This is a genomic window from Paenibacillus sp. J31R98 (genome assembly GCF_056269245.1).
In genome coordinates this window covers 313,802-333,506 of record NZ_JBWDNO010000001.1, presented here as the reverse complement: position 1 = coordinate 333,506, position 19,705 = coordinate 313,802, and the positions used below count along the sequence as shown (strand labels likewise).

Here is a 19,705-nt window from a genome sequence, read left to right as displayed (position 1 = left end):
GCCCTCTCAAGCTTCGTATACAGGTCAAAATGACCGTTTCATGACTTTCTGTACCTTCTCATTGCGGTCGATCGCATAATCGCTGAACGTCGAGATGACGCTGTTGAACTCGTCTTTATCGGTTATGCGGATGCCGTTCATCAGCTGATCAATACGCTCCTTAGGCAAGCTGCTCTCCATATAGCGGACATCAAGCTGAAAGAAGGTACGCATCACCTTCTTCTCCTTCGGCGATCCATCAAACATGGTCAAATTGCCCGACCTATCGAGACTGATGTAGCCGTTGCGCTTGCACGACTCAGAGAGATCATCAACCCGCTGTTCCATGACGACCGCGCCGCTCGGATGCATAACCGCGTTCCACTCCGGGTGCTGCGCCAACATGCTAAGCGCGGCTTTGGCACTCATTTTGCCAAGCGTCTTCATTTCATCTCCGCACAAGTAAATCAGACGCAGCTTCACATTAACCTGCTCAGACTGACCGGCAAGTGTCTCAATAACACTGCTCGGACTACCGCTCTGAGGCTTGTCCGGCTCAGCCGCAGCTGCATCGATCACCGTGCATCTGAAGAGAAGCATGACAGCTGCGATGATGCTGCCAAGCTGCCACATGGGACGGCGGGAGCGGCGAAGCTTCTGTTTTATTTTTTTCCACAGGCTGAATTCCATAGCGGGAACTCCCCTTTTTTCCTTTTTTGCTAGTGTCTCATCGTTGCTGGAGAAATATGCACGGATTTCTAATAAAGTCCTCCCATTGCCAAAAGCCCCGTCCGGCGCCCGGCAGCAATGTGCCAGGAGCAAGAGCGGGGCTTCTCGAAACAAGAAGCAAACGATTATCTGTTAATCCACGGATAGCTGCCGCGGCGTTTCGGTTTCGTTGTACGCGCAGTACGGATAACCGGCTTTTTCTTGCGGGCAACCTTGGCTTTCGGCTCGTTCAGTGCAATGCTCTCTTCGTCAATGTGGGGTCCCTCGTCTTCGCGGCAGCCGCAGTTGCAATTCTTATCTTGCGCGCCTGCTACGATTGGAGAAACTTGACCATTGCCCATATACGTGTATCCAGATGGACCTACGTTTGCTGGCGATACCATCGATGGATCATAACCATATCCATAACCGCCTTGTGGACCTACGTTTGCTGGAGATACCATCGATGGATCGTAACCATATCCATAGCCGCCTTGCGGACCTACGTTTGCCGGAGATACCATCGACGGATCATAACCATATCCATAGCCGCCTTGTGGACCTACGTTTGCCGGAGATACCATCGACGGATCATAACCATATCCATAGCCGCCTTGTGGACCTACGTTTGCCGGGGAAACCATCGACGGATCAAATCCATAACCGCCTTGCGGACCTACGTTTGCTGGCGATACCATCGATGGATCATAGCCATAACCGCCTTGTGGACCTACGTTTGCTGGCGATACCATGGATGGGTCATAGCCATAACCATAGCCACCTTGTGGGCCCATCTCAGCTGGCGATACCATCGATGGATCGAAGCCGCCGTAGCCATAGCCGCCTTGAGGCCCCATTTCTGCAGGAGAAACCATCGACGGGTTGAAACCATAGCTTGGCGCGCCCCATGGCAATGTCATTGGAGGTCCCCATTCTGGTCCCTCTTCCGCAGGGCTAACAGCAGTCGGTCCCATATTAAAGCCATAACCGCCGCCTGTCGATGCTGGCGATACCGCTGTTGGGAACCCGTAGCCACCGCCTGTCGACGCTGGCGATACCGCTGTTGGGAATCCGTAGCCGCCGCCTGTCGACGCTGGCGATACCGCTGTTGGGAATCCGTAGCCGCTGCCTGTCGATGCTGGCGATACTGCTGTTGGGTGCATCCCGTAACCGCCCGTCATCTCAGGGGATACGACAGTCGGGTTGCTGAACCCATAGCCATGCTTCATCGGGCCTTGCGATGCGGGCGATACCGCTTCAGGCATCTTCGGCATATCATAGAGCGACATGACCTCTGTTGCCGGTACGCCATATTGTTTGAACAGATCGACGTGCTGCTGCGCATTGTACACCGGATACTTCTTCTCCACTACCGGCACTGGCGCTGGCAGCGGTGTAGGTACTGGTTCAGGAATCGGAGTCGGAGTCGGCTCGACCGATTCCGGGAGCACTTCCGGGATTGGCATTGTACTCGGTTTTTGCCCCGTTGGTTTCTTGCCAGTCGGAATTTTGCCCATCAAGCCTTGAACGCCTTGCATCACCGATGTCGGCGACAAGAGATGGTGGCCTGTTCCTTTGCCGTTGCCGCTACTCTCGCTCATGTCATGCATCATACCCGAGGAGCCAGGCGTCGGAATGTTGACGATTTCTCCGGTCAGCAGCACGTTCGGATTCTTCAGCTGCGGATTCGCCTTAATCATATCGCCGAGCGGCACGCCCCAAGCCTTCGACAGCTTCCATAACGTGTCCCCTTGCTGCACAACATGCTGATGCATGATGTCCATTTGGCCTCCATGATGATGCGAGCCCGTCGGCACTTTCACTTTCATGCCGATGCTGATTTGATCCGGATTCGTAATGTCCGGATTGAGCTTAATGATTTCTTCCAACGATACGTTGTACTTTTGTGCAATTAGGTATAAGGTATCGCCTTTTTTTACAATATGAATCTTCACCCGCTTAATACCTCCTGTCACGTTCGTACGCCTTACGCGGAAGACGCGGCAAACGCCCGTTATCAATCCCTACATCCTATGCATCAGCTAGGCGAGTGTCACCCATGCCCACAAAAAAAAGTTGAAGCCCCCAAAGCGCAATTCGCGCGAAGGGAGCTTCAACTGTCCGTGTTTCATCCTACTATTCGTAAACTTTAACGCCGTCCACTTCAACCGTCTTACGGAATTCTTCAAGCAGATGCGTCGTAATCGGGCCCGCTTTGCCGCTGCCGATCGTACGCCCGTCGACTTCGCGAACCGCTATGACTTCTGCAGCCGTACCTGTGAAGAACACTTCGTCGGCGACATACACATCATGCAGCGTGAACGGCTCTTCCTTCAGCGTATAGCCAAACTTTGCACACAGCTCCATGATTGTTGCACGAGTAATGCCTTCCAGAGCACCAACGTAGCAAGGCGGTGTGTAGACGACTCCGCGCTTGATAATGAAGATATTGTCGCTGGAGCCTTCGGCAACATAACCTTGGGAATTCAGCATAATCGCTTCTCCAACGCCCGCAAGATTCGCTTGTATCTTCACGAGAATGTTGTTCAAATAGTTCAGCGACTTGATCTTCGGATTCAGCGCATCCGGAATGTTACGGCGCTGCGATACCGATACTGAAACAAGTCCATCCCGGTAAGCTTCTGCAGGGTAAATCGCCAGCTGTTCCACAATGATGATCACCCAAGCTTGCGGGCAGCGTTTCGGATCGAGACCAAGGTTGCCGGGACCACGAGATACGACCAAACGAATATAGCCATCGCGCAGGCCATTCTGGCGAATCGTCTCAACCAGGGCATGCTCCATCTCATCTTGGGTTAGCGGAATGTCTAGCATGATCGATTTTGCCGAGTCGTAGAGACGGTCTAGATGCTCTTTGCATTTGAAGATATTGCCACCGTAGATTCGTATTCCTTCGAAGATACCGTCTCCGTATAGAAAACCGTGGTCGAATACGGAAATCTTTGCGTCTTCTTTGCTTACATACTCACCGTTTAAATAGATCACTTGCTCTGCCATGACTACTCCTGCACCTCCGAAATGTTTGCTTATCGCATATATGGCTTACGCAGTTACATATTTAAAGCTAGGATAGCTTCCTAATACACGAACCTGACAGCCGATCGCTTCAATTTCAGCAATTGCCGATGGAAGCAGCACGGTATCCAGCGACATCTCGATATCGATCAGAAAATAATAATTGCCTAGCTTCTTCTTCGTCGGTCGTGATTCAATGCGGGACAAGTTGATTCGCCGCCAAGAGAATGCCGACAGCACCTGATGCAGAGCGCCTGGATAATCCTCTGGCATCGTAATCATAATGCTCGTCTTATGGGCTGCCGATTCACGAATAGTAAATGGCTTGCTGCCGACAAGAAGGAACCTGGTGAAATTGTTATCATGATCGGTCACCGCGGATTCCAGTACGGACAAGCCGTTGTCAGCCGCTGCGGAAACTTGGCCAATCGCAGCCCAGCCGCGGCCCGGATTGTCTCTTACAATACGGACGGCTTCGGACGTGCTGCCAACATGCTCTAGCTCCGCATGCGGAAGATGGCGCTTCAGATATTGCGTACACTGTGCCATAGCCACAGGATGACTCATAACCTTCGTGATACGTTCGTAAGCAAGACCACCGGCATCATCCAGCAGCTCAGACGCTGCACCGATCAAGTTCTGAATGGACGGATAGACCCACTCCGCTTGAATCGGCAAATTAACCTCATCAACGAGCCAATCGGTATGTAAGCTAACCGAGCCGTCAATCGTATTCTCGATCGGAATAATGGAATAGTCCGTTCTGCCTTCCGCCGTCGCCAGAAATACATCTGCAATCATACGGTGGTACTTATATTGAACGGAATCGTTATGCGCACCGAATAAATATTTTGCCGCCTCATCCGAGGTGGAGCCTTTTGTCAAACATGCTACGCTTATCATGCCCTGACTTCTCCTTTAACCCGTTCCATGAACGATTGTCCATCTGGCTCCCTTACAATCGTGAGCTCTGGGCCCCCGCTGCATGGCTCTAGCCACATTGTTTCCGCTTCTATGCCGTGCCCTTTCAGCGTATCAATGAGGAAGGTTTCAAGCTCCACCTTACGCTCACTGCCGCGGTGTACGAGCGTCAGCAGCGTCGGTCCTGCTCCGCTAAGAGCAACGCCTAGAGCGCCATGCTCTGTGGCATGCTCGAGGATTTCGGCCATACCCGGCACAAGAGGCGCCCGGTAAGGCTGATGGAGCCGATCCCGCATCGCATGCGGAATAAGGTTCAGCTGACCGCTTGCAAGCGCAGCAACGAGCAAGGAGCTGTTAGCTACGTTGAAGACGGCATCTTTCATACTAAGCTGTGCAGGAAGCGCATGGCGCGCTTTCTCTGTCGCCAGTTCAAACTGAGGAATGGCTACGAGCACTTCCAGATCAGCTGGAGGCTGGATTGTCACCTTCTCCGCACGCGTGCCGTCCCATGAAGCAACGACGATACCGCCGAAGAGCGATGCTCCGACATTGTCCGGATGACCTTCAAGCTCCGTTGAGAGCTGGAACAGCTCATCCTCGCTGAGTGGGCTTCCGATGAGGGCATTCGCGGCAACGAGTCCGCCAATAATAGCGGATGCGCTGCTGCCAAGTCCTCTCGTCAGCGGAATTTCGATATACATGTCAATCGCGATTTCTGGAACAGATACGCCAGCCTTCTCGAACACAAGCTGCGCCACTTTATAGATAAGGTTGGATTTATCAACGGGGATCCCGTTCAGTCCATCTCCATGCAGGTTGATTACGGTTCTGCCATCCTCGGGAATAGCCATCTCAATCCAGGCATATAGTGACAACGCCATGCCAAGCGCGTCAAAGCCAGGTCCGAGATTCGCCGTGCTGGCCGGAACCTTCACCATTACCCGGCGATTCATCACTGTGCCGCTCCTTCAAGCTGGCGGATGGCATTCATTACCGCTTCTTCCGTATCATCTACGACGATCGGCTCAGCTTGTACACTCTTGATCGCGATGTTCGGATCTTTCAAACCATGGCCTGTGAGCACGCAAACAACGGTCTCGCCGCCTTGGAACTTGCCTTCACGCTTCAGCTTCAGTACGCCTGCAATCGATGCTGCTGACGCCGGCTCTGCGAAGATACCTTCACGGCTTGCAATCAGCTTGTACGCATGAAGAATCTCTTCGTCTGTCACGTAGTTGATTTGGCCTTCGGATTCTTCCGCAGCCGCAACTGCAGTCTTCCAGCTAGCCGGATTGCCGATACGGATTGCAGTCGCAATCGTCTCTGGTTCAGCGATAGGCTCGCCTTTTACAATCGCCATCGCGCCTTCCGCTTCAAAGCCAACCATCTTCGGCAGCTTAGTGATTTTGCCATGTGCGTGAAGCTCCTTGAAGCCTTTCCAGTATGCAGAGATGTTGCCTGCATTACCAACTGGAATTGCCAAGTAGTCCGGCGCTACGCCGTCAAGTTGATCGACAACCTCGAACGCTGCCGTCTTCTGGCCTTCAATGCGGTATGGGTTAACCGAGTTCACAAGCGTGATCGGATGTTTAGCTGTAATTTCACGAACGATTTCGAGCGCACGGTCGAAGTTGCCGTTAATCGCAATGACTTTCGCGCCATAGATAACCGCTTGAGCAAGCTTGCCAAGCGCAATATTATTATTCGGAATGAGGACGATGCAGTTCAGTCCGCCGCGAGCCGCATAAGCAGCCGCTGCTGCAGACGTGTTGCCTGTCGAAGCACACATAATTGTCGTGCTGCCTTCCTCTATCGCTTTGGCAACGGCCATTACCATACCACGGTCCTTGAACGAGCCAGTCGGATTCAAACCTTCATACTTGAAGAACAGGTTCAGCCCAAGCTCCTTGGACAAGTTTTCCGCGCGAACTAGCGGCGTATTGCCCTCTTGCAGCGTGAGCATGGGAGTTTTGTCAGTTACAGGCAAATATTCTTTGTACGTTTCAATCAAGCCAAGGTATCTCATCGTAGGTAATGCTCCTTTATGTCTATAAGATTAGCTTACTAGCCTTCTACACGGTAAACGCTCTTGATGACTTTCACGACATCCATCTTGTCGAGTGCGCCGAGCACTTTCTTCACAGCCGCTTTGTTCGCATCATGTGTAATGATGATGATTTCCGCTTCCGGATTGCTTGGATTCGGCTGCTGCAAGACAGACTCAAGGCTTACTTCAAACTCGGCAAAAGCTTGCGTGATGCGCGCCAGTACACCGGCACGGTCCGCAACATGCAGCAGCAGGAAGTACTTCGATGCGATCTGCTCGTCAGTCTTGAGCTTCTTCTCTTTGTATGCGAGCTTCTCTTGCTTGCCGTTCACGCCAAGCTTGAGGTTCTTCACAACCGCAACAAGGTCAGCAACGACGGAAGTTGCCGTCGGCAGCTCGCCTGCGCCTGCGCCATAGAACATCGTCTCGCCTACCGCTTCGCCATACACATAAACGGCGTTAAACACGCCGTTTACCGATGCGATCGGGTGCGAACGCTTCACCATCGTAGGCTGCACGCTTACGCTGATGTAGTCATCTTGGCGCTCTGCGATACCGAGCAGCTTCACTTCATAGCCGAGACGCTTCGCATAGAGAATATCTTCACGGGAAATCGACGAAATCCCTTTTACATCTACATCTTCAAGCGCAACGTTGGCACGGAAACCAAGTGTCGCGAGAATTGTCATCTTGCGTGCTGCATCAAGTCCTTCGACGTCAGAAGTTGGATCTGATTCTGCATAACCAAGCTCCTGCGCTTCCTTCAACACATCGCTGTAATCTGCGCCTTCTTGGCTCATCTTCGTCAGGATGTAGTTCGTTGTACCGTTTACGATACCCATAATCTTCGTGATGCGGTCGGAGGAGAAGCCTTCGATCAGCGTACGGATAATCGGGATGCCGCCAGCTACGGAAGCTTCATACAAGACGTCGCAGCCATGCTCCTGTGCTTTGGACAGGATCTCAGGACCGTGCAGCGCCATCAAATCTTTGTTCGCTGTTACGATATGTTTACCGCGAGAGAGCGCCTCAAGGATATAGCTGCGCGTCAATTCAATGCCGCCCATTACTTCCACGATAACGTCAATATCAGGGTTATGGATAATTTCCCAAACATCTTCTGTCAGCTTGCTCGAATCAATGCTGATCGAACGCGCTTTACTCGTATTCTGTACGAGCACTTTCTCGATGACGATCGGTGAGCCGACTTGGCTCTCCAAATCGCTCTGATGGCCTTCCACCAGGCGAACAACGCCAGTTCCGACCGTTCCAAGGCCGAGCAATCCTACTTTAATCGGTTTCATTCCAGTTCCTCCATGTATGAAAATTCAGTTTATCCCTGTCCTATTATCGATGCCTTGCGGACACCGTCCTGCTTGCGAATGGCATCCATCAATTCAGACATCGGCTTTGTCATCATCGACGTTTCGACCGAAATAATGACACTTGCTAATCCTTGCAGCGGAATCGTCTGGTGGATCGTCAGCACATTGCCTTCCGAACTGGCCACAAGGCCAAGCACTTTGGACAACACGCCTGAACGGTGATCCAAATCCATAGAGATTGTGACGATGGCTTCACGCTGCAGCTGATTCTGCGTATATACACCGTCTTTATACTTGTAGAAAGCGCTTCGGCTTAAGCCAACCCGCTCAGCTGCTTCATGAACGGTAGCCGCTTCCCCGCGACGGAGCATTTCTTTTACCTGGATCGTTTTCACGATCGCTTCCGGCAACATATCCTCACGGACGACAAAATATCGTTCCTCCACTCGCCGTCCTCCTACAAAAGACATCTGTTCTTCCATAGAGGACATTATATCGAAAAACAACGAAAGCGGCAATAGGGAATTGACATCTACAACTTTTCTATTATACCTGAAATTCCCTCTTTGAGTAAAAGAAAAGCCGCTTCAGCATGCAAGCCTGCAGATATTCTGCAAGCTCGGCCAAAGCAGCTTGATACGCATTATTTTTCGTGATAATAGAAGTCGCTTCCTTCGAAGAACTCGAACGAAAAGTCGCCGATTCTGACAAGATCGCCGTCCTTCGCTCCGATCTTCCGCAATTCCGCATCGACACCCATCATCCGCAGCGTCCGTGCGAAACGCATGATCGCATCGTAGGAGTTGTTCAAGTTGACGCGCTTCATGAACTTCTCGATATAGGCGCTCTCCACGTAGAAGCCTTCGTTCTCCTTGCCAACCTTGAACGAACGGTCCTCTGCCTTATCGAGGGTATATACTTTGCGCTCGGCAACGTCCTTGACTTCCTCGATCGTCCGGGTTTCTGGAACAGTCTCCAGCAGGTCAGCTGCCTTATACAGCAGCTCCTGAACCCCTTTCTTCGTTAAGGAAGACATGGCTACAAGCTTATGGTTCTCCGCAAGCCCAGCCGCTTCCAACTGTTCTTTGAACAGTGCGAGCTGCTCTTCGGCATCCGGCATGTCCATCTTGTTCGCCACAATAATCTGCGGGCGCTCAGCGAGGAGCGGATTGTACATCTTCAGCTCTTCGTTGATCTTCACCCAATCCTCATAGGGATCGCGGCCCTCGGAGCCGGACATATCGAGAATGTGCAAGATTATGCGCGTACGTTCGACGTGGCGCAAGAAATCATGGCCAAGTCCGACGCCTTCAGATGCGCCTTCAATCAAACCAGGCAGATCCGCCATCACGAAGCTGCGGCTATCGCCAACATCAACAACGCCAAGGTTCGGCGTCAACGTTGTGAAGTGGTACGCTCCGATCTTCGGCGTAGCAGCCGATACGATGGACAGTAATGTCGATTTGCCTACGCTCGGGAAGCCGACAAGACCGACGTCAGCCATTACTTTCAGCTCAAGCGTAATCCAGCGTTCTTCGCCATCTTCGCCATTCTCGGCAAAGTCAGGCGCAGGGTTCGCTGCCGTTGCGAACCGGCAGTTGCCACGTCCGCCGCGGCCGCCCTTCGCAACAATGATCTCAGACCCATGCTGCGTCATATCCGCCAATATCGCTTCCGAATCCGAGTCAAGAATAACCGTTCCCGGCGGGATGCGAATGATCGTATCCTCTGCGTTCGCGCCGTGCATCGATTTCACTTTGCCGCGCTCGCCCTTCTCGCCCTTAAAGTGCTTCTGGTAACGGAAATCCATCAGTGTACGAAGTCCTTCGTCTACACGAAAGATAACGTCACCGCCATGGCCGCCATCACCGCCGGCAGGCCCTCCGTTCGGCACATATTTCTCCCGGCGGTACGAGACGATCCCGTTGCCGCCGTCGCCGCCTTTTACAAAAATCTTCGCCTTATCGACAAACATGTATTAGCCTCCGTTTATTTCCCCAGCTGCGCTTGCAGCCTCATGTATCTGCTGTTGAGCTCGTTCTCCGCTAGCTTCAGCGGCGACCCTTCCAGCGCCTCATTGCATTTCAATTTCCAATCGTCAAGCTCGCCTACATGCCCTTCGCAGCTGAACGTTACTAGGAGCTTCTGCTCATTCTCGGACAACTGTATTTCGAGCCTTGCCGCATCTCCCATTCCCGGTCGGACTGCGAACCGGTAGGCGTTGATCATTTCCATTATCGTCTTCGCACAGGCTTCGCTGTCCACATCCAGGTCCGCCATATTCAATTCTCCGTCAATATCCCAATCGATGATTAATGAGTGCGTCAACGTGCGAAAGGATTGAATAAATAAGACAAGCGACGGCACGCCGAGCTTCGCGATCTTGCTCTCCGTCAACATTCTATCTCTTATCTGTTCCACGTACTGGACGGTTCTATCCGTTTTGTTCATCCGAATATAGCCATAAATTACTTGCAGATCGTTCATCCAGTCATGTCGATGATGATTCAAGGTACGAATTGCGGTCTGCTGCACAGCCTCAATTGACCTCTCTATCCGCACTTCATTCGCTTTGCGCTCTGTCCATATCCAGTATACGGAAGCTAGTGTAAGCCAGAGTACGAACACAGCCAGCAGCCACAGCTGTGACGGCCAGATGAGCACTGCAGCCGCAGGCACCACAACTGACGATGCAGCCGCAAGTTGTTTGGTCAATCCGATCCGATTCATGAACCGAGCCTACTTTCCTATTCTTTCCTAGCTTAAACAGTATAGCACAAGCTGTACCTTTTTGCCGTCTCAGGCTTCTAAAAAACTTTTGTTCAAATTCGCTGGAAAGTGAAGCAAAAAAAATAAAACCCTGGTCTGCAAGCAGACCAGGGAGAACTATTATTCTGCTGCCGCTACAGGAGCAGCTGCAACCGGGTACACGCTAACTTTCTTGCGATCGCGTCCCCAACGCTCAAACTTCACAACGCCTTCGACTTTCGCGAAGAGTGTGTCGTCTTTACCGATACCAACGTTGTTGCCCGGGTGAACTTTCGTTCCGCGTTGACGGAACAAGATGCTGCCAGCAGTTACCGTTTGGCCGTCAGCGCGTTTAGCGCCGAGACGTTTCGATTGGCTGTCGCGTCCGTTCTTCGTGGAACCTACACCTTTCTTCGAAGCGAAGAGCTGAAGATTCAGTTTCAACATGGATTTTCCCTCCTTTATTCCCGATATTGTTGACGAATATCAACATACTTCCCGTATGAGGCTGCAATTGAATTCAGCATCACGATCATACCTTCCAGCAGCAGCTGCGCCTTCTCGTTCGAGGATGCGTCAGCCGTAACCGGAATATCAGACCGGAGCCAGCCACTCTTCATGGAAGCCGGGAGCTCGATGCCCGCCAGCTCCTCAATCGCGTTCACGGTACCGACTGATACAGCCGATACGCCTGCGCAGACAATGTCTTTGCCGGGCTTCGCGAACTTGGCATGTCCTTCAATTGCAAACGATACGATCTGTGCATTAGCAGCCGACTGGCGCTCAATTGTGATCGTGATCATAATGGGACCTCTTAAGCTTGGATCTTGCCAATCGTTACTTTGGAGTACGGTTGACGGTGACCTTGCTTACGGCGGTAGTTTTTCTTCGCTTTGTATTTATAAACGATGATTTTTTGACCTCTGCCGTGTTTCTCAACAATCGCTGTTACAGTAGCGCCGGAAACAACCGGAGTTCCTGTTACGAGCTCTGTACCTTTGGAAACAGCCAGTACGCGGTCGAAAGTTACCTCTTGACCTTCAGTTGCGTCCAATTTCTCGATGAAAAGAACGTCGCCCTCTTGTACTTTGTACTGTTTACCACCAGTTTCAATAATCGCGAACATGTGTGTTGCACCTCCTTATATCGAAGACTCGCCTGATGCAGGTGTCGGCTCGAGCCATGAGCTCAAACTGAGCTTATGTACCTGTTCTGTGCGGTACATGCGTGTAAAAGCCTCAGCTTTCACAGGCACCATAAGATAATAGCACATCCAATAAAGAAAAGGCAATTTTTTTTTAGAAACCTTAGCTCATCAACTACACCGATGCTCGCAAACTATCATATGTTGGTGTATACGTATCTATCAATGATAGCTGCTAGATATCTATAGATGCCAAGGGAGGCGAATGAGATGCTCGTGCTGTTCATTATTGTGCTCGCAGGAGCCGGTGTATTCTATGTGCTGACTCCGTCTGCTGCAAAACAGGAAGTAGTCATTCATGGGGGTACAGAGAAGGAGCAAATTCAGAAACTGCATGAAGGCGCAGTCTTCACCAAATCACAGCTCTAATCAGGCTGATGATGACCACGACCAGTCAGAGGTGATAACAAACGCATGTACGGTACATTAGCGAACACCGTGACGATCTTCGCTTTCATCATGACCGTAATCCTCATTCTGTGGCGGCCGAAAGCAATCAATGAAGCGATCCCATCAACAATCGGAGCTGTGCTCGTGCTGCTAAGCGGAACGGTCTCCTTATCGGACTTAGCACACATCAGCCAAACGGTTAGCGGTGCAGCAATTACCATTATGGCGACCATCGTCATGGCCGTCGTCTTGGAGAGCTTCGGTTTTTTTGTTTGGGCCGCGGAAGGACTAGCCGCTCGGGCGAAAGGATCCGGAATCCGCCTGTTCTGGTATGTGAACCTGCTCTGTTTCTTGATGACCCTGTTCTTCAACAATGACGGCAGTATTCTCATCACAACACCGATTCTGCTTATTTTGCTGCAAAACCTGGGGCTTAAACCGCATCAGAAAATTCCTTATCTGCTCTCTGGCGCACTAGTCGCAACAGCGTCCAGTGCTCCAATCGGCGTCAGCAACATCATCAACCTGATCGCATTAAAAATGGTCAACATGAGCTTGTACATGAACACGCTAATGATGTTTGTGCCTGCCACGCTTGGCTTGCTGTTCATGGTTCTGCTGTTGTTTCTGGTCAACTACCGCGTGCTGCCGAAGCGTCTGCCGGCGATGCATCGCTTCCAAGGCCGAGACAGAATGCACCTGCCTGGTCAACATCCGCTACAGCAGCCAACGCCTGCACCGGTGCTAGGTGAGTTGACGACCGATCAGCGCACTCGTTTCATGCAGAAAGTGCTTCTGTTTGTATTCGTCGTCCGAATCAGCCTGTTTGTTGCTTCTTACTATGGCATTCCGATCGCAATCGTCTCCGTGATAGGGTCCGTCATTCTGCTCGCCTGGCGATGGTATTACTTGCACATCTCCCCATCGGATATGCTGCGCAAGACCCCTTGGCACATCCTCGTATTCGCACTCGGCATGTATGTGATCATTTATGGCATCCATAACATTGGCTTCACGAGTAAGCTCGTCATCCTATTTGAGCCGATTGTCAGCGGCAATCTGCTCAATGCCAGTCTCGTGCTCGGTTCCATTCAGAGCGCAATGGCTACGCTATTCAATAACCATCCTGCTCTGATGATCGGAACGCTCACATTAAGCGAGATGAACCTCGATCCCCTGACCCTCAAGATCGCGTATCTCGCGACTGTCATCGGCAGCGATATCGGATCGCTCTTGCTGCCAATCGGTACGCTGGCATCGCTAATTTGGCTGCATATCCTTCGCAAACATAAAGTAAAGCTTCCCTGGAAGGAATACACGAAGGTGACGATTCTCGTCATCCCTCCAACAGTACTTTTCACGCTAGTCGTTCTGTATTACTGGGTAAGTTGGTTATTTTAAGCATTCATTTGCCGACCGGATAACTGCTCTGCTCTCGTACTTTCTTCCTCGTCATCTCCAGCAGGCCGAGTCTTGTCCAGCCTACAACCTGGCACTTGGTCCGGTCTGCCCTCACATGGCGTTCAAGCAGATGCATCACCTGGTCGCGATGCTCTTCTTTCTCCATATCAATAAAATCAACAATAATAATACCGCCGACATCGCGAATGCGCAGCAGTCTCGCAATCTGCTCTGCCGCCTCCAGGTTCGTGCGGAAGACGGTATCCTCCAGGTCGCTTGTCCCTACGAATTTACCTGTGTTCACATCAATAACCGTAAGCGCCTCGGTCTGATCCCAGACCAGGTCGCCGCCGCATTTCAACCGGTACCGCCGCTCAAACGCTTCGTGCAGTTGCACATGAATTCGGTACTGCTGGAAGAGCGATGCTGCTTGCTTCTCAAACAATCTTAGCCTCGGCAGCATCGCTTGAGCCATTTGTTTCATTATCGATTCGGTTTGCTCATATGCCGTCCTATCGTCGATCCATACCTCGTCCATCTCCGATGTGAGCAAGTCTCGCACGAGCCGGTGCACGAGGTCTGCCTCGCGATGGAGCAATGCAGGCGCCGAAGCTTCCTTCGCAGTCCCTTCGATCTGTTGCCACAATTCACGCAGAAACCGAACGTCATTCGCGAGAGAATCGCTGCTTTCACCAACAGCTGCGGTTCTCATAATGACGCCTTCCTCCGCTTTCCGAATCTGCTCGCCGATGACGCGCAGCCGATGGCGCTCTGCGTCTGATGACACCTTCTTCGATACGCCTACATAATCGGCAATCGGCATATACACAAGGAAACGGCCCGGCAGCGAGAAATGCGTCGTAACCCGCGCGCCTTTTCCGCCAAGCGGCTCCTTGATCACTTGAACGGTAAGTTCTTGTCCAACACGAAGCAGCTGGTTAATCAGCGGTTTCTCCTTGCTCTGCTTCTCGAGGTGGGGATGAAGCAAATCATCAATGTAGAGGAACGCATTCTTCGCCAGCCCAATATCGACGAATGCCGCTTGCATGCCTGGCAGCACATTGACGACTTTCGCTTTATAGACACTGCCGACCAGCTGACCTACGCTCTCGCTCTTTTCCATATAAAATTCAAACAGGCGTTCTTGATCCACAACGGCGATCTGCAACGACTCTTTCTGTTTCTGTACCAGCATTCGTTTCATGTGAACGACCTCCCATTGACGTCGGTCTTTTACTGATACTCTATTCTACATGAAAAGCTCGAGCACTGCACGGTCAGCCCGGCCATCAGAGAGAAATCCGTTCACAAGTCGCTGCTCGGGCAGAACGCCGATAACATCCCCTTTATCCTCCATGACGACGATGAGATGATAGCTGTCACGCTTGAACAAACGAAGCGCAGCTAATATGGTATAGCCCTTCGGAATGACAATGGGCAGCGCCCACACGCCGCGCGCAATGGATCGTGATGAAGAGACTGCCCTGTTCGTTAGGAATCGAATGAACAGAAAAGGAATGTTCCGATATGCGGTCCAATTCGTCAGCAGCAGAAATACGCCAACAGCGATCAGGTTCATATGCAGGTGAATGGCGTTGCCGCTTAGAATCGCCGGAATAATCGCGTAGACGAGCATGAGTGCGCTGAAGAGCAGGCTAATGCGCGCGCCCCATACCAATGTGCTGTGGAAGGTAAGCGTCCGGCTGAACGCCGCCTGCATAAGCTTGCCTCCGTCGAGCGGCAATATCGGCAGTAAATTGAATAGTCCGATCATCAAGTTTGCTTGGCACACATAGTCGGCCCATTCATGACTCCATAGGCCGAATCGGCCAAATAGATATGCGATACCAGCCATCCAGACGTTCTGAAGCGGTCCGGCAATCGCCACAATTGCCTCTTCCTTCGCCGGAAGCCCGCTTCCATCCTCAACCTCAGCAACTCCGCCGAACGGCAGCAGCTTGATCTCACGCACATTCCAGCCAAAGCCTTTAGCCGTTATGACATGCCCGAGTTCGTGCACAAGTACGATGACAAACAAGGTTAGCAGTTCGACAAAATACCCCGTAATCACCGACGCCATCATGACGAGCACGAACAGCGGATGAACGGACCACCGGATGCCTCCAAGCTTAATCAAGCGGAACGACGTCAGCGGGATTGACGTACTTGCCTTTCTCCTTCACCGCAAAAAATAACAGGCTTTGCTGCCCCTCCTGTGCTGCAGGAAGCTGGCCAAGCTTCGTTCCAGCTTCAAGCCAATCATTGACGGAGACTGCAACAATGCCGAGATGGCCATATAAGGTCACACGGTTATTCGCGTGCTGGATGACGACGGTCTCACCTGTCTCGCCATCTTTGGTCACATTAATGACTCTGCCGGTCTCAGCCGTCAGCACCTCTTGGGACGGTTGACCGGCAATCTCTACGCCGCTTAACGTTTCTGCGAATGACCTTACCACACTGCCATTGATAAGTGGCGCGACAATGGGCAGCTCCACAGCGCCTTCCGTGACCCGGGTCTCGGGATCTTCATGGCTGCCGAACAGCGGGATGAATGACGGAGCACCGGCAAACATGTCCTTGTACAAACGCGCTGCGGCATCGAAGTCCATCTGCTCCGTTAAGGCGGCGGTTACGACCTCCTGCCCTTTCTTCGCGACAGGCACGTCCAGCTTAAACATGCCGAAGACGATTACAAATAGTGCAGCAGAGATTGCAGACTGAATAAATAACCCTCTGGCGATAAAAGCAAACCTCTGCGGCTGAGGCGGTTTCGGTCCTCCCGATTTGACGTCCCGATCATATTTGCTCGGCAGCGGCGCGATACGCCACCCGGCGCTCTCCCACGGGTTCGGATTCGCCTTCCACAGCTGCTCCGGATCATCATATTCATTCTGCGGCTTGTGCTCGGATGACGCCCCAGCTGTCTTCGCCGGTAATGCCTGCAGCTTATTATTCTGAAGCGGATGCGATTGCTGCTGTTGATATTGCTGCTGCTGATACCGATCGTCCAGCTCGTACTGCTGCGGTTGCTGCGGTCCGGGCAGCATCTTCAGCTGCGGTAATGGCTGTTGCGGCTTGGCATGACGGTTCTCCTCCATTATTCGCCTGATCCGCTCGGCTCTGCGGTCGCGAATACTGCTTTTCGTATCCATAGCTATCCCTCCAACATTTTGGCAGCTTGTTCGCTTATGTATATGTGGGGGCATGTACAGTTATGTTGGAGCATATGGCCAAGCTCCACTCGGGACCAAACACAAAAAACCGCCTTGCGCGAACGCAAGACGGTTTAGGCGAAAGCCACGGTTAAGTAGCCATTTGGTATTTCTCTTGATGTGCTTTGACGCTGAAAACAAGACCGATACAAAGCATATTGAGTAGCAGCGATGTACCGCCGTAGCTTATGAATGGAAGCGTTATGCCTGTAATCGGCATCAGACCGATCATCATGCCAATATTCTGGAAGACTTGAAAGACGTACATCGAGACAATCCCGATGATGATAAAAGAGCCCTTCAAGTCATAACATTGGAACGCGATTATGATCATCCTATAAATCAACAAGAAATAGAGCATGAGCACGACGGCGGCCCCTTGGAAGCCGAACTCTTCGCCAATTACGACGAAGATCGCATCCGAATATGGATACGGGATGAACTTCCGGTTCTTCGATTCACCCTTCATGTAGCCATCGCCGGTGAGTCCGCCTGAGCCAATCGCAATCTTCGCTTTGCTCGCTTGGTAAATCTCTTTCTCCGACGCCGTCTCTGGATTAATAAAGCCGTTAATCCGTTCATACCAGTGCAGCTTGTGGGCATCTTCCAGATAATCATGAATCTGCTTGTTGTAGGTGTTGAACAAGAAGACAAACAGGACAAGTCCACCCGCAATAATCGTGATTCCGAGCAATACATGGCTATATCGCACATTACCGATCCAGAGCATGCCGAGAACGATGATTAGATAGATAATCGCGTTGCCAAGGTCAGGTTGAATCATAACGAGCATGAACGGCAAGAACGAGAATGCAGCAATAACCAGCAGATCCTGCCTAACTCGCAGCGGATCTCCCTGCCTTCTTCCCATCAAGAAAGCAACCGTGATGATCAGAATGATCTTAACCATCTCAGCTGGCTGGAATTGTAGACCGCCTGGCAACATGAACCAGCTCTTCGCACCGTTGATCTCAGGAGCGGTGAAATAAACGATAACAAGCAGGATTACGCCGATCGCATATAATACCCACCATGCTTTGAGAAATAAACGATAGTCGAAGAACGTAGAACCAAGCGCAACAGTGAATCCCAAGCCGTAGAAAATCACCGTCTTCAGATCGTAATTGGCGTAATCGGGGTTGCCATAAGTAGCACTGTGGACCAGAAGCGTACTGACGACCATGAAGGCAAGCAGGATAAGAATCATGCCGAGGTCCACTTTTTTAAGTTTATTTAGCACTGCGCTATCATCCTATTCCAAGGAACTTGCGAAACCGCTTGATCACGCCGGATTTCTCTTCGAGCGGCATAAGCGGCACCATATCGCCAAGCATCCGCCGCGCAATATTGCGATAAGCGATCGCCGCACGCGATGACGGGTCCATCACCGTCGGCTCGCCTGCATTGGCGGAACGGATTACCTTCTCATCATCCGGCACGATACCTAGCAAATCAATGGCTAATACTTGGCAAATCTCATCAATGTCGAGCATTTCGCCGCTGCGAACCATGTTCGCGCGAATGCGGTTAATGACAAGTCTCGACGGAATTTGCGTCTTCTCCAGCAAGCCGATAACCCGATCCGCGTCACGAACAGCCGCATTCTCCGGCGTTGTCACGACAATCGCCCGGTCTGCGCCGGCAACCGCGTTCCGGAAGCCTTGCTCAATGCCTGCAGGACAATCGATAATGACATAATCGAATTCCTTCTTCAGCTCAAGCACCATTTCTTTCACTTGCTCTGGAGATACATCTGATTTATCTTTTGTTTGAGCAGCTGGCAGCATATACAGCTCTTCAAAACGTTTGTCCTTTACTAGCGCTTGATTCAATCTGCAGCGACCTTCCGCCACATCAATCAAGTCATAAATAATCCGATTCTCCAGCCCCATCACGACATCCAAATTGCGAAGGCCGATATCCGTGTCCACCATGCATACTTTCTTCCCCAGCAAAGCAAGCGCAGTGCCTATATTGGCTGATGTCGTCGTCTTGCCGACGCCGCCTTTGCCTGAAGTTACTACAATCGCTTCTCCCATGATCAACACTCCCCGCTTACTACTTACGCTCTAAACAATACCGGCAGCTTACGCAATCGCTGCAGCTGTGTCATTTTATCAATTTTCATAACGCCTTCGATTAGATAGGCGAACTCCATTGCTGCATCGCCCGTCATCCATTCATCCGGTGGCCTGCTGATGACGCCGCTAATACGTAGCTGCGTCGGCTTCAGCAACGAGGCTGCAATAATCGCCTCTTCTTTGCCTTTGAAGCCTGCATGCGCTAAGCCTCTCAGCGCTCCCAATACATAGATGTCACCTGTGCATAACAGCGTGCCTCCTGGATTCAGATCACCCATTAGCAATAAATTGCCGTCATGCTCAAGCGTCTGGCCTGAGCGAACGATACCTGTCAGCACTTTCAAATTGTTGCCATCCTCTAGCTGAGGAATGATCGGTGGATCGCTCTCGACGGACTGAACAAGCAGATTGCCCTGCTGCTTGATCACCGTGCGGATGCGCTCCTTCTCCTCTTCACTTACCTGGCGGGTGCCGAGCTTCACCTGAACGTGAACGATAGGACCTGACAGCAGCTGTTGGTGCGATTTTTCCAATTTGAATTGCAGCTCATCCATAAGCGCGGAAAATTCGCAATTATCGTCAAGAAGGAAGATGAGACCTTCCTTGACGCCTTTAATCGTAATATGCTGCTTCTCGGTCACGCTCGTCCC

At 51.6% G+C, this 19,705-nt stretch carries 21 protein-coding genes; 2 read left to right on the top strand and 19 right to left on the bottom strand.

Annotated elements, in window-relative coordinates:
* Nucleotides 1-24: 24 nt before the first annotated feature.
* The 13 genes from AC0YNX_RS01440 to rplU all read right to left on the bottom strand — a co-directional run bounded on the left by AC0YNX_RS01440 (nucleotide 25) and on the right by rplU (nucleotide 11,890).
* Nucleotides 25-669 carry a BofC C-terminal domain-containing protein gene (locus AC0YNX_RS01440; protein WP_475813879.1) on the bottom strand — a complete coding sequence of 215 codons (645 nt, stop codon included), beginning with the start codon at nucleotides 667-669 and terminating at the stop codon, nucleotides 25-27.
* Nucleotides 670-833: 164 nt separating this feature from the next.
* Nucleotides 834-2,642 carry a LysM peptidoglycan-binding domain-containing protein gene (locus tag AC0YNX_RS01435; RefSeq protein WP_475813878.1) on the bottom strand — a complete coding sequence of 603 codons (1,809 nt, stop codon included), beginning with the start codon at nucleotides 2,640-2,642 and terminating at the stop codon, nucleotides 834-836.
* A gap of 181 nt (nucleotides 2,643-2,823) precedes the next feature.
* Nucleotides 2,824-3,705 (bottom strand): branched-chain-amino-acid transaminase, encoded by an 882-nt coding sequence (ilvE, locus tag AC0YNX_RS01430; RefSeq protein ID WP_475813877.1) that lies wholly within the window; start codon nucleotides 3,703-3,705, stop codon nucleotides 2,824-2,826.
* 45 nt (nucleotides 3,706-3,750) lie between these two features.
* Nucleotides 3,751-4,626 (bottom strand): prephenate dehydratase, encoded by an 876-nt coding sequence (pheA, locus tag AC0YNX_RS01425; RefSeq protein WP_475813876.1) that lies wholly within the window; start codon nucleotides 4,624-4,626, stop codon nucleotides 3,751-3,753.
* Complete coding sequence (thrB, locus tag AC0YNX_RS01420; RefSeq protein ID WP_475813875.1) at nucleotides 4,623-5,597, bottom strand: homoserine kinase; 975 nt, start codon at nucleotides 5,595-5,597, stop codon at nucleotides 4,623-4,625. Before thrB ends, pheA begins: the two co-directional genes overlap by 4 nt.
* Nucleotides 5,597-6,670 carry a threonine synthase gene (thrC, locus tag AC0YNX_RS01415; RefSeq protein ID WP_475813874.1) on the bottom strand — a complete coding sequence of 358 codons (1,074 nt, stop codon included), beginning with the start codon at nucleotides 6,668-6,670 and terminating at the stop codon, nucleotides 5,597-5,599. The genes thrB and thrC overlap by 1 nt, the downstream gene beginning before the upstream one ends.
* A gap of 38 nt (nucleotides 6,671-6,708) precedes the next feature.
* A complete protein-coding gene (locus tag AC0YNX_RS01410) occupies nucleotides 6,709-7,995 on the bottom strand; it encodes a homoserine dehydrogenase (protein WP_475813873.1) in 1,287 nt (428 codons plus the stop codon).
* A 29-nt stretch (nucleotides 7,996-8,024) separates the two neighbouring features.
* Nucleotides 8,025-8,462: an ACT domain-containing protein gene (locus AC0YNX_RS01405; protein ID WP_475813872.1), complete on the bottom strand. Its 438-nt coding sequence runs from the start codon at nucleotides 8,460-8,462 to the stop codon at nucleotides 8,025-8,027.
* A gap of 197 nt (nucleotides 8,463-8,659) precedes the next feature.
* Nucleotides 8,660-9,991, bottom strand: coding sequence for a GTPase ObgE (gene obgE, locus AC0YNX_RS01400; RefSeq protein WP_475813871.1), 1,332 nt, complete (start codon nucleotides 9,989-9,991; stop codon nucleotides 8,660-8,662).
* 14 nt (nucleotides 9,992-10,005) lie between these two features.
* Nucleotides 10,006-10,746, bottom strand: a complete 741-nt coding sequence (locus AC0YNX_RS01395; RefSeq protein WP_475813870.1) for a Spo0B domain-containing protein — start codon at nucleotides 10,744-10,746, stop codon at nucleotides 10,006-10,008.
* Nucleotides 10,747-10,905: 159 nt separating this feature from the next.
* Complete coding sequence (gene rpmA, locus AC0YNX_RS01390; RefSeq protein WP_475813869.1) at nucleotides 10,906-11,211, bottom strand: 50S ribosomal protein L27; 306 nt, start codon at nucleotides 11,209-11,211, stop codon at nucleotides 10,906-10,908.
* 14 nt (nucleotides 11,212-11,225) lie between these two features.
* Nucleotides 11,226-11,567: a ribosomal-processing cysteine protease Prp gene (locus AC0YNX_RS01385; RefSeq protein ID WP_475813868.1), complete on the bottom strand. Its 342-nt coding sequence runs from the start codon at nucleotides 11,565-11,567 to the stop codon at nucleotides 11,226-11,228.
* An 11-nt stretch (nucleotides 11,568-11,578) separates the two neighbouring features.
* Nucleotides 11,579-11,890, bottom strand: a complete 312-nt coding sequence (rplU, locus tag AC0YNX_RS01380; RefSeq protein WP_475813867.1) for a 50S ribosomal protein L21 — start codon at nucleotides 11,888-11,890, stop codon at nucleotides 11,579-11,581.
* Between the two features lie 288 nt (nucleotides 11,891-12,178).
* Between rplU and AC0YNX_RS01375 the strand changes: the two genes are divergently transcribed.
* Together AC0YNX_RS01375 and AC0YNX_RS01370 are read left to right on the top strand one after the other, a co-directional pair.
* Nucleotides 12,179-12,337 (top strand): hypothetical protein, encoded by a 159-nt coding sequence (locus tag AC0YNX_RS01375; RefSeq protein ID WP_475813866.1) that lies wholly within the window; start codon nucleotides 12,179-12,181, stop codon nucleotides 12,335-12,337.
* A gap of 45 nt (nucleotides 12,338-12,382) precedes the next feature.
* Nucleotides 12,383-13,759 (top strand): arsenic transporter, encoded by a 1,377-nt coding sequence (locus AC0YNX_RS01370; RefSeq protein ID WP_475813865.1) that lies wholly within the window; start codon nucleotides 12,383-12,385, stop codon nucleotides 13,757-13,759.
* 4 nt (nucleotides 13,760-13,763) lie between these two features.
* On the opposite strand, the gene AC0YNX_RS01365 is transcribed toward AC0YNX_RS01370, so the two are convergent.
* From AC0YNX_RS01365 to AC0YNX_RS01340, 6 genes are all read right to left on the bottom strand, one after another.
* Entirely contained in the window at nucleotides 13,764-14,963 is a 1,200-nt protein-coding gene (locus AC0YNX_RS01365; protein WP_475813864.1) for an Rne/Rng family ribonuclease, read from the bottom strand.
* A 45-nt stretch (nucleotides 14,964-15,008) separates the two neighbouring features.
* Entirely contained in the window at nucleotides 15,009-15,896 is an 888-nt protein-coding gene (locus AC0YNX_RS01360; protein ID WP_475813863.1) for a site-2 protease family protein, read from the bottom strand.
* Nucleotides 15,889-16,914, bottom strand: a complete 1,026-nt coding sequence (locus AC0YNX_RS01355) for a peptidoglycan DD-metalloendopeptidase family protein (protein WP_475813862.1) — start codon at nucleotides 16,912-16,914, stop codon at nucleotides 15,889-15,891. The genes AC0YNX_RS01360 and AC0YNX_RS01355 overlap by 8 nt, the downstream gene beginning before the upstream one ends.
* A 151-nt stretch (nucleotides 16,915-17,065) precedes the next feature.
* Nucleotides 17,066-18,214 (bottom strand): FtsW/RodA/SpoVE family cell cycle protein, encoded by a 1,149-nt coding sequence (locus AC0YNX_RS01350; protein ID WP_475813861.1) that lies wholly within the window; start codon nucleotides 18,212-18,214, stop codon nucleotides 17,066-17,068.
* Between the two features lie 7 nt (nucleotides 18,215-18,221).
* The gene (gene minD, locus AC0YNX_RS01345) at nucleotides 18,222-19,013 is read right to left on the bottom strand and encodes a septum site-determining protein MinD (protein ID WP_475813860.1); all 792 of its coding nucleotides are present in this window, start codon (nucleotides 19,011-19,013) and stop codon (nucleotides 18,222-18,224) included.
* A 23-nt stretch (nucleotides 19,014-19,036) separates the two neighbouring features.
* Nucleotides 19,037-19,696 (bottom strand): septum site-determining protein MinC, encoded by a 660-nt coding sequence (locus AC0YNX_RS01340; RefSeq protein ID WP_475813859.1) that lies wholly within the window; start codon nucleotides 19,694-19,696, stop codon nucleotides 19,037-19,039.
* Nucleotides 19,697-19,705 lie beyond the last annotated feature (9 nt).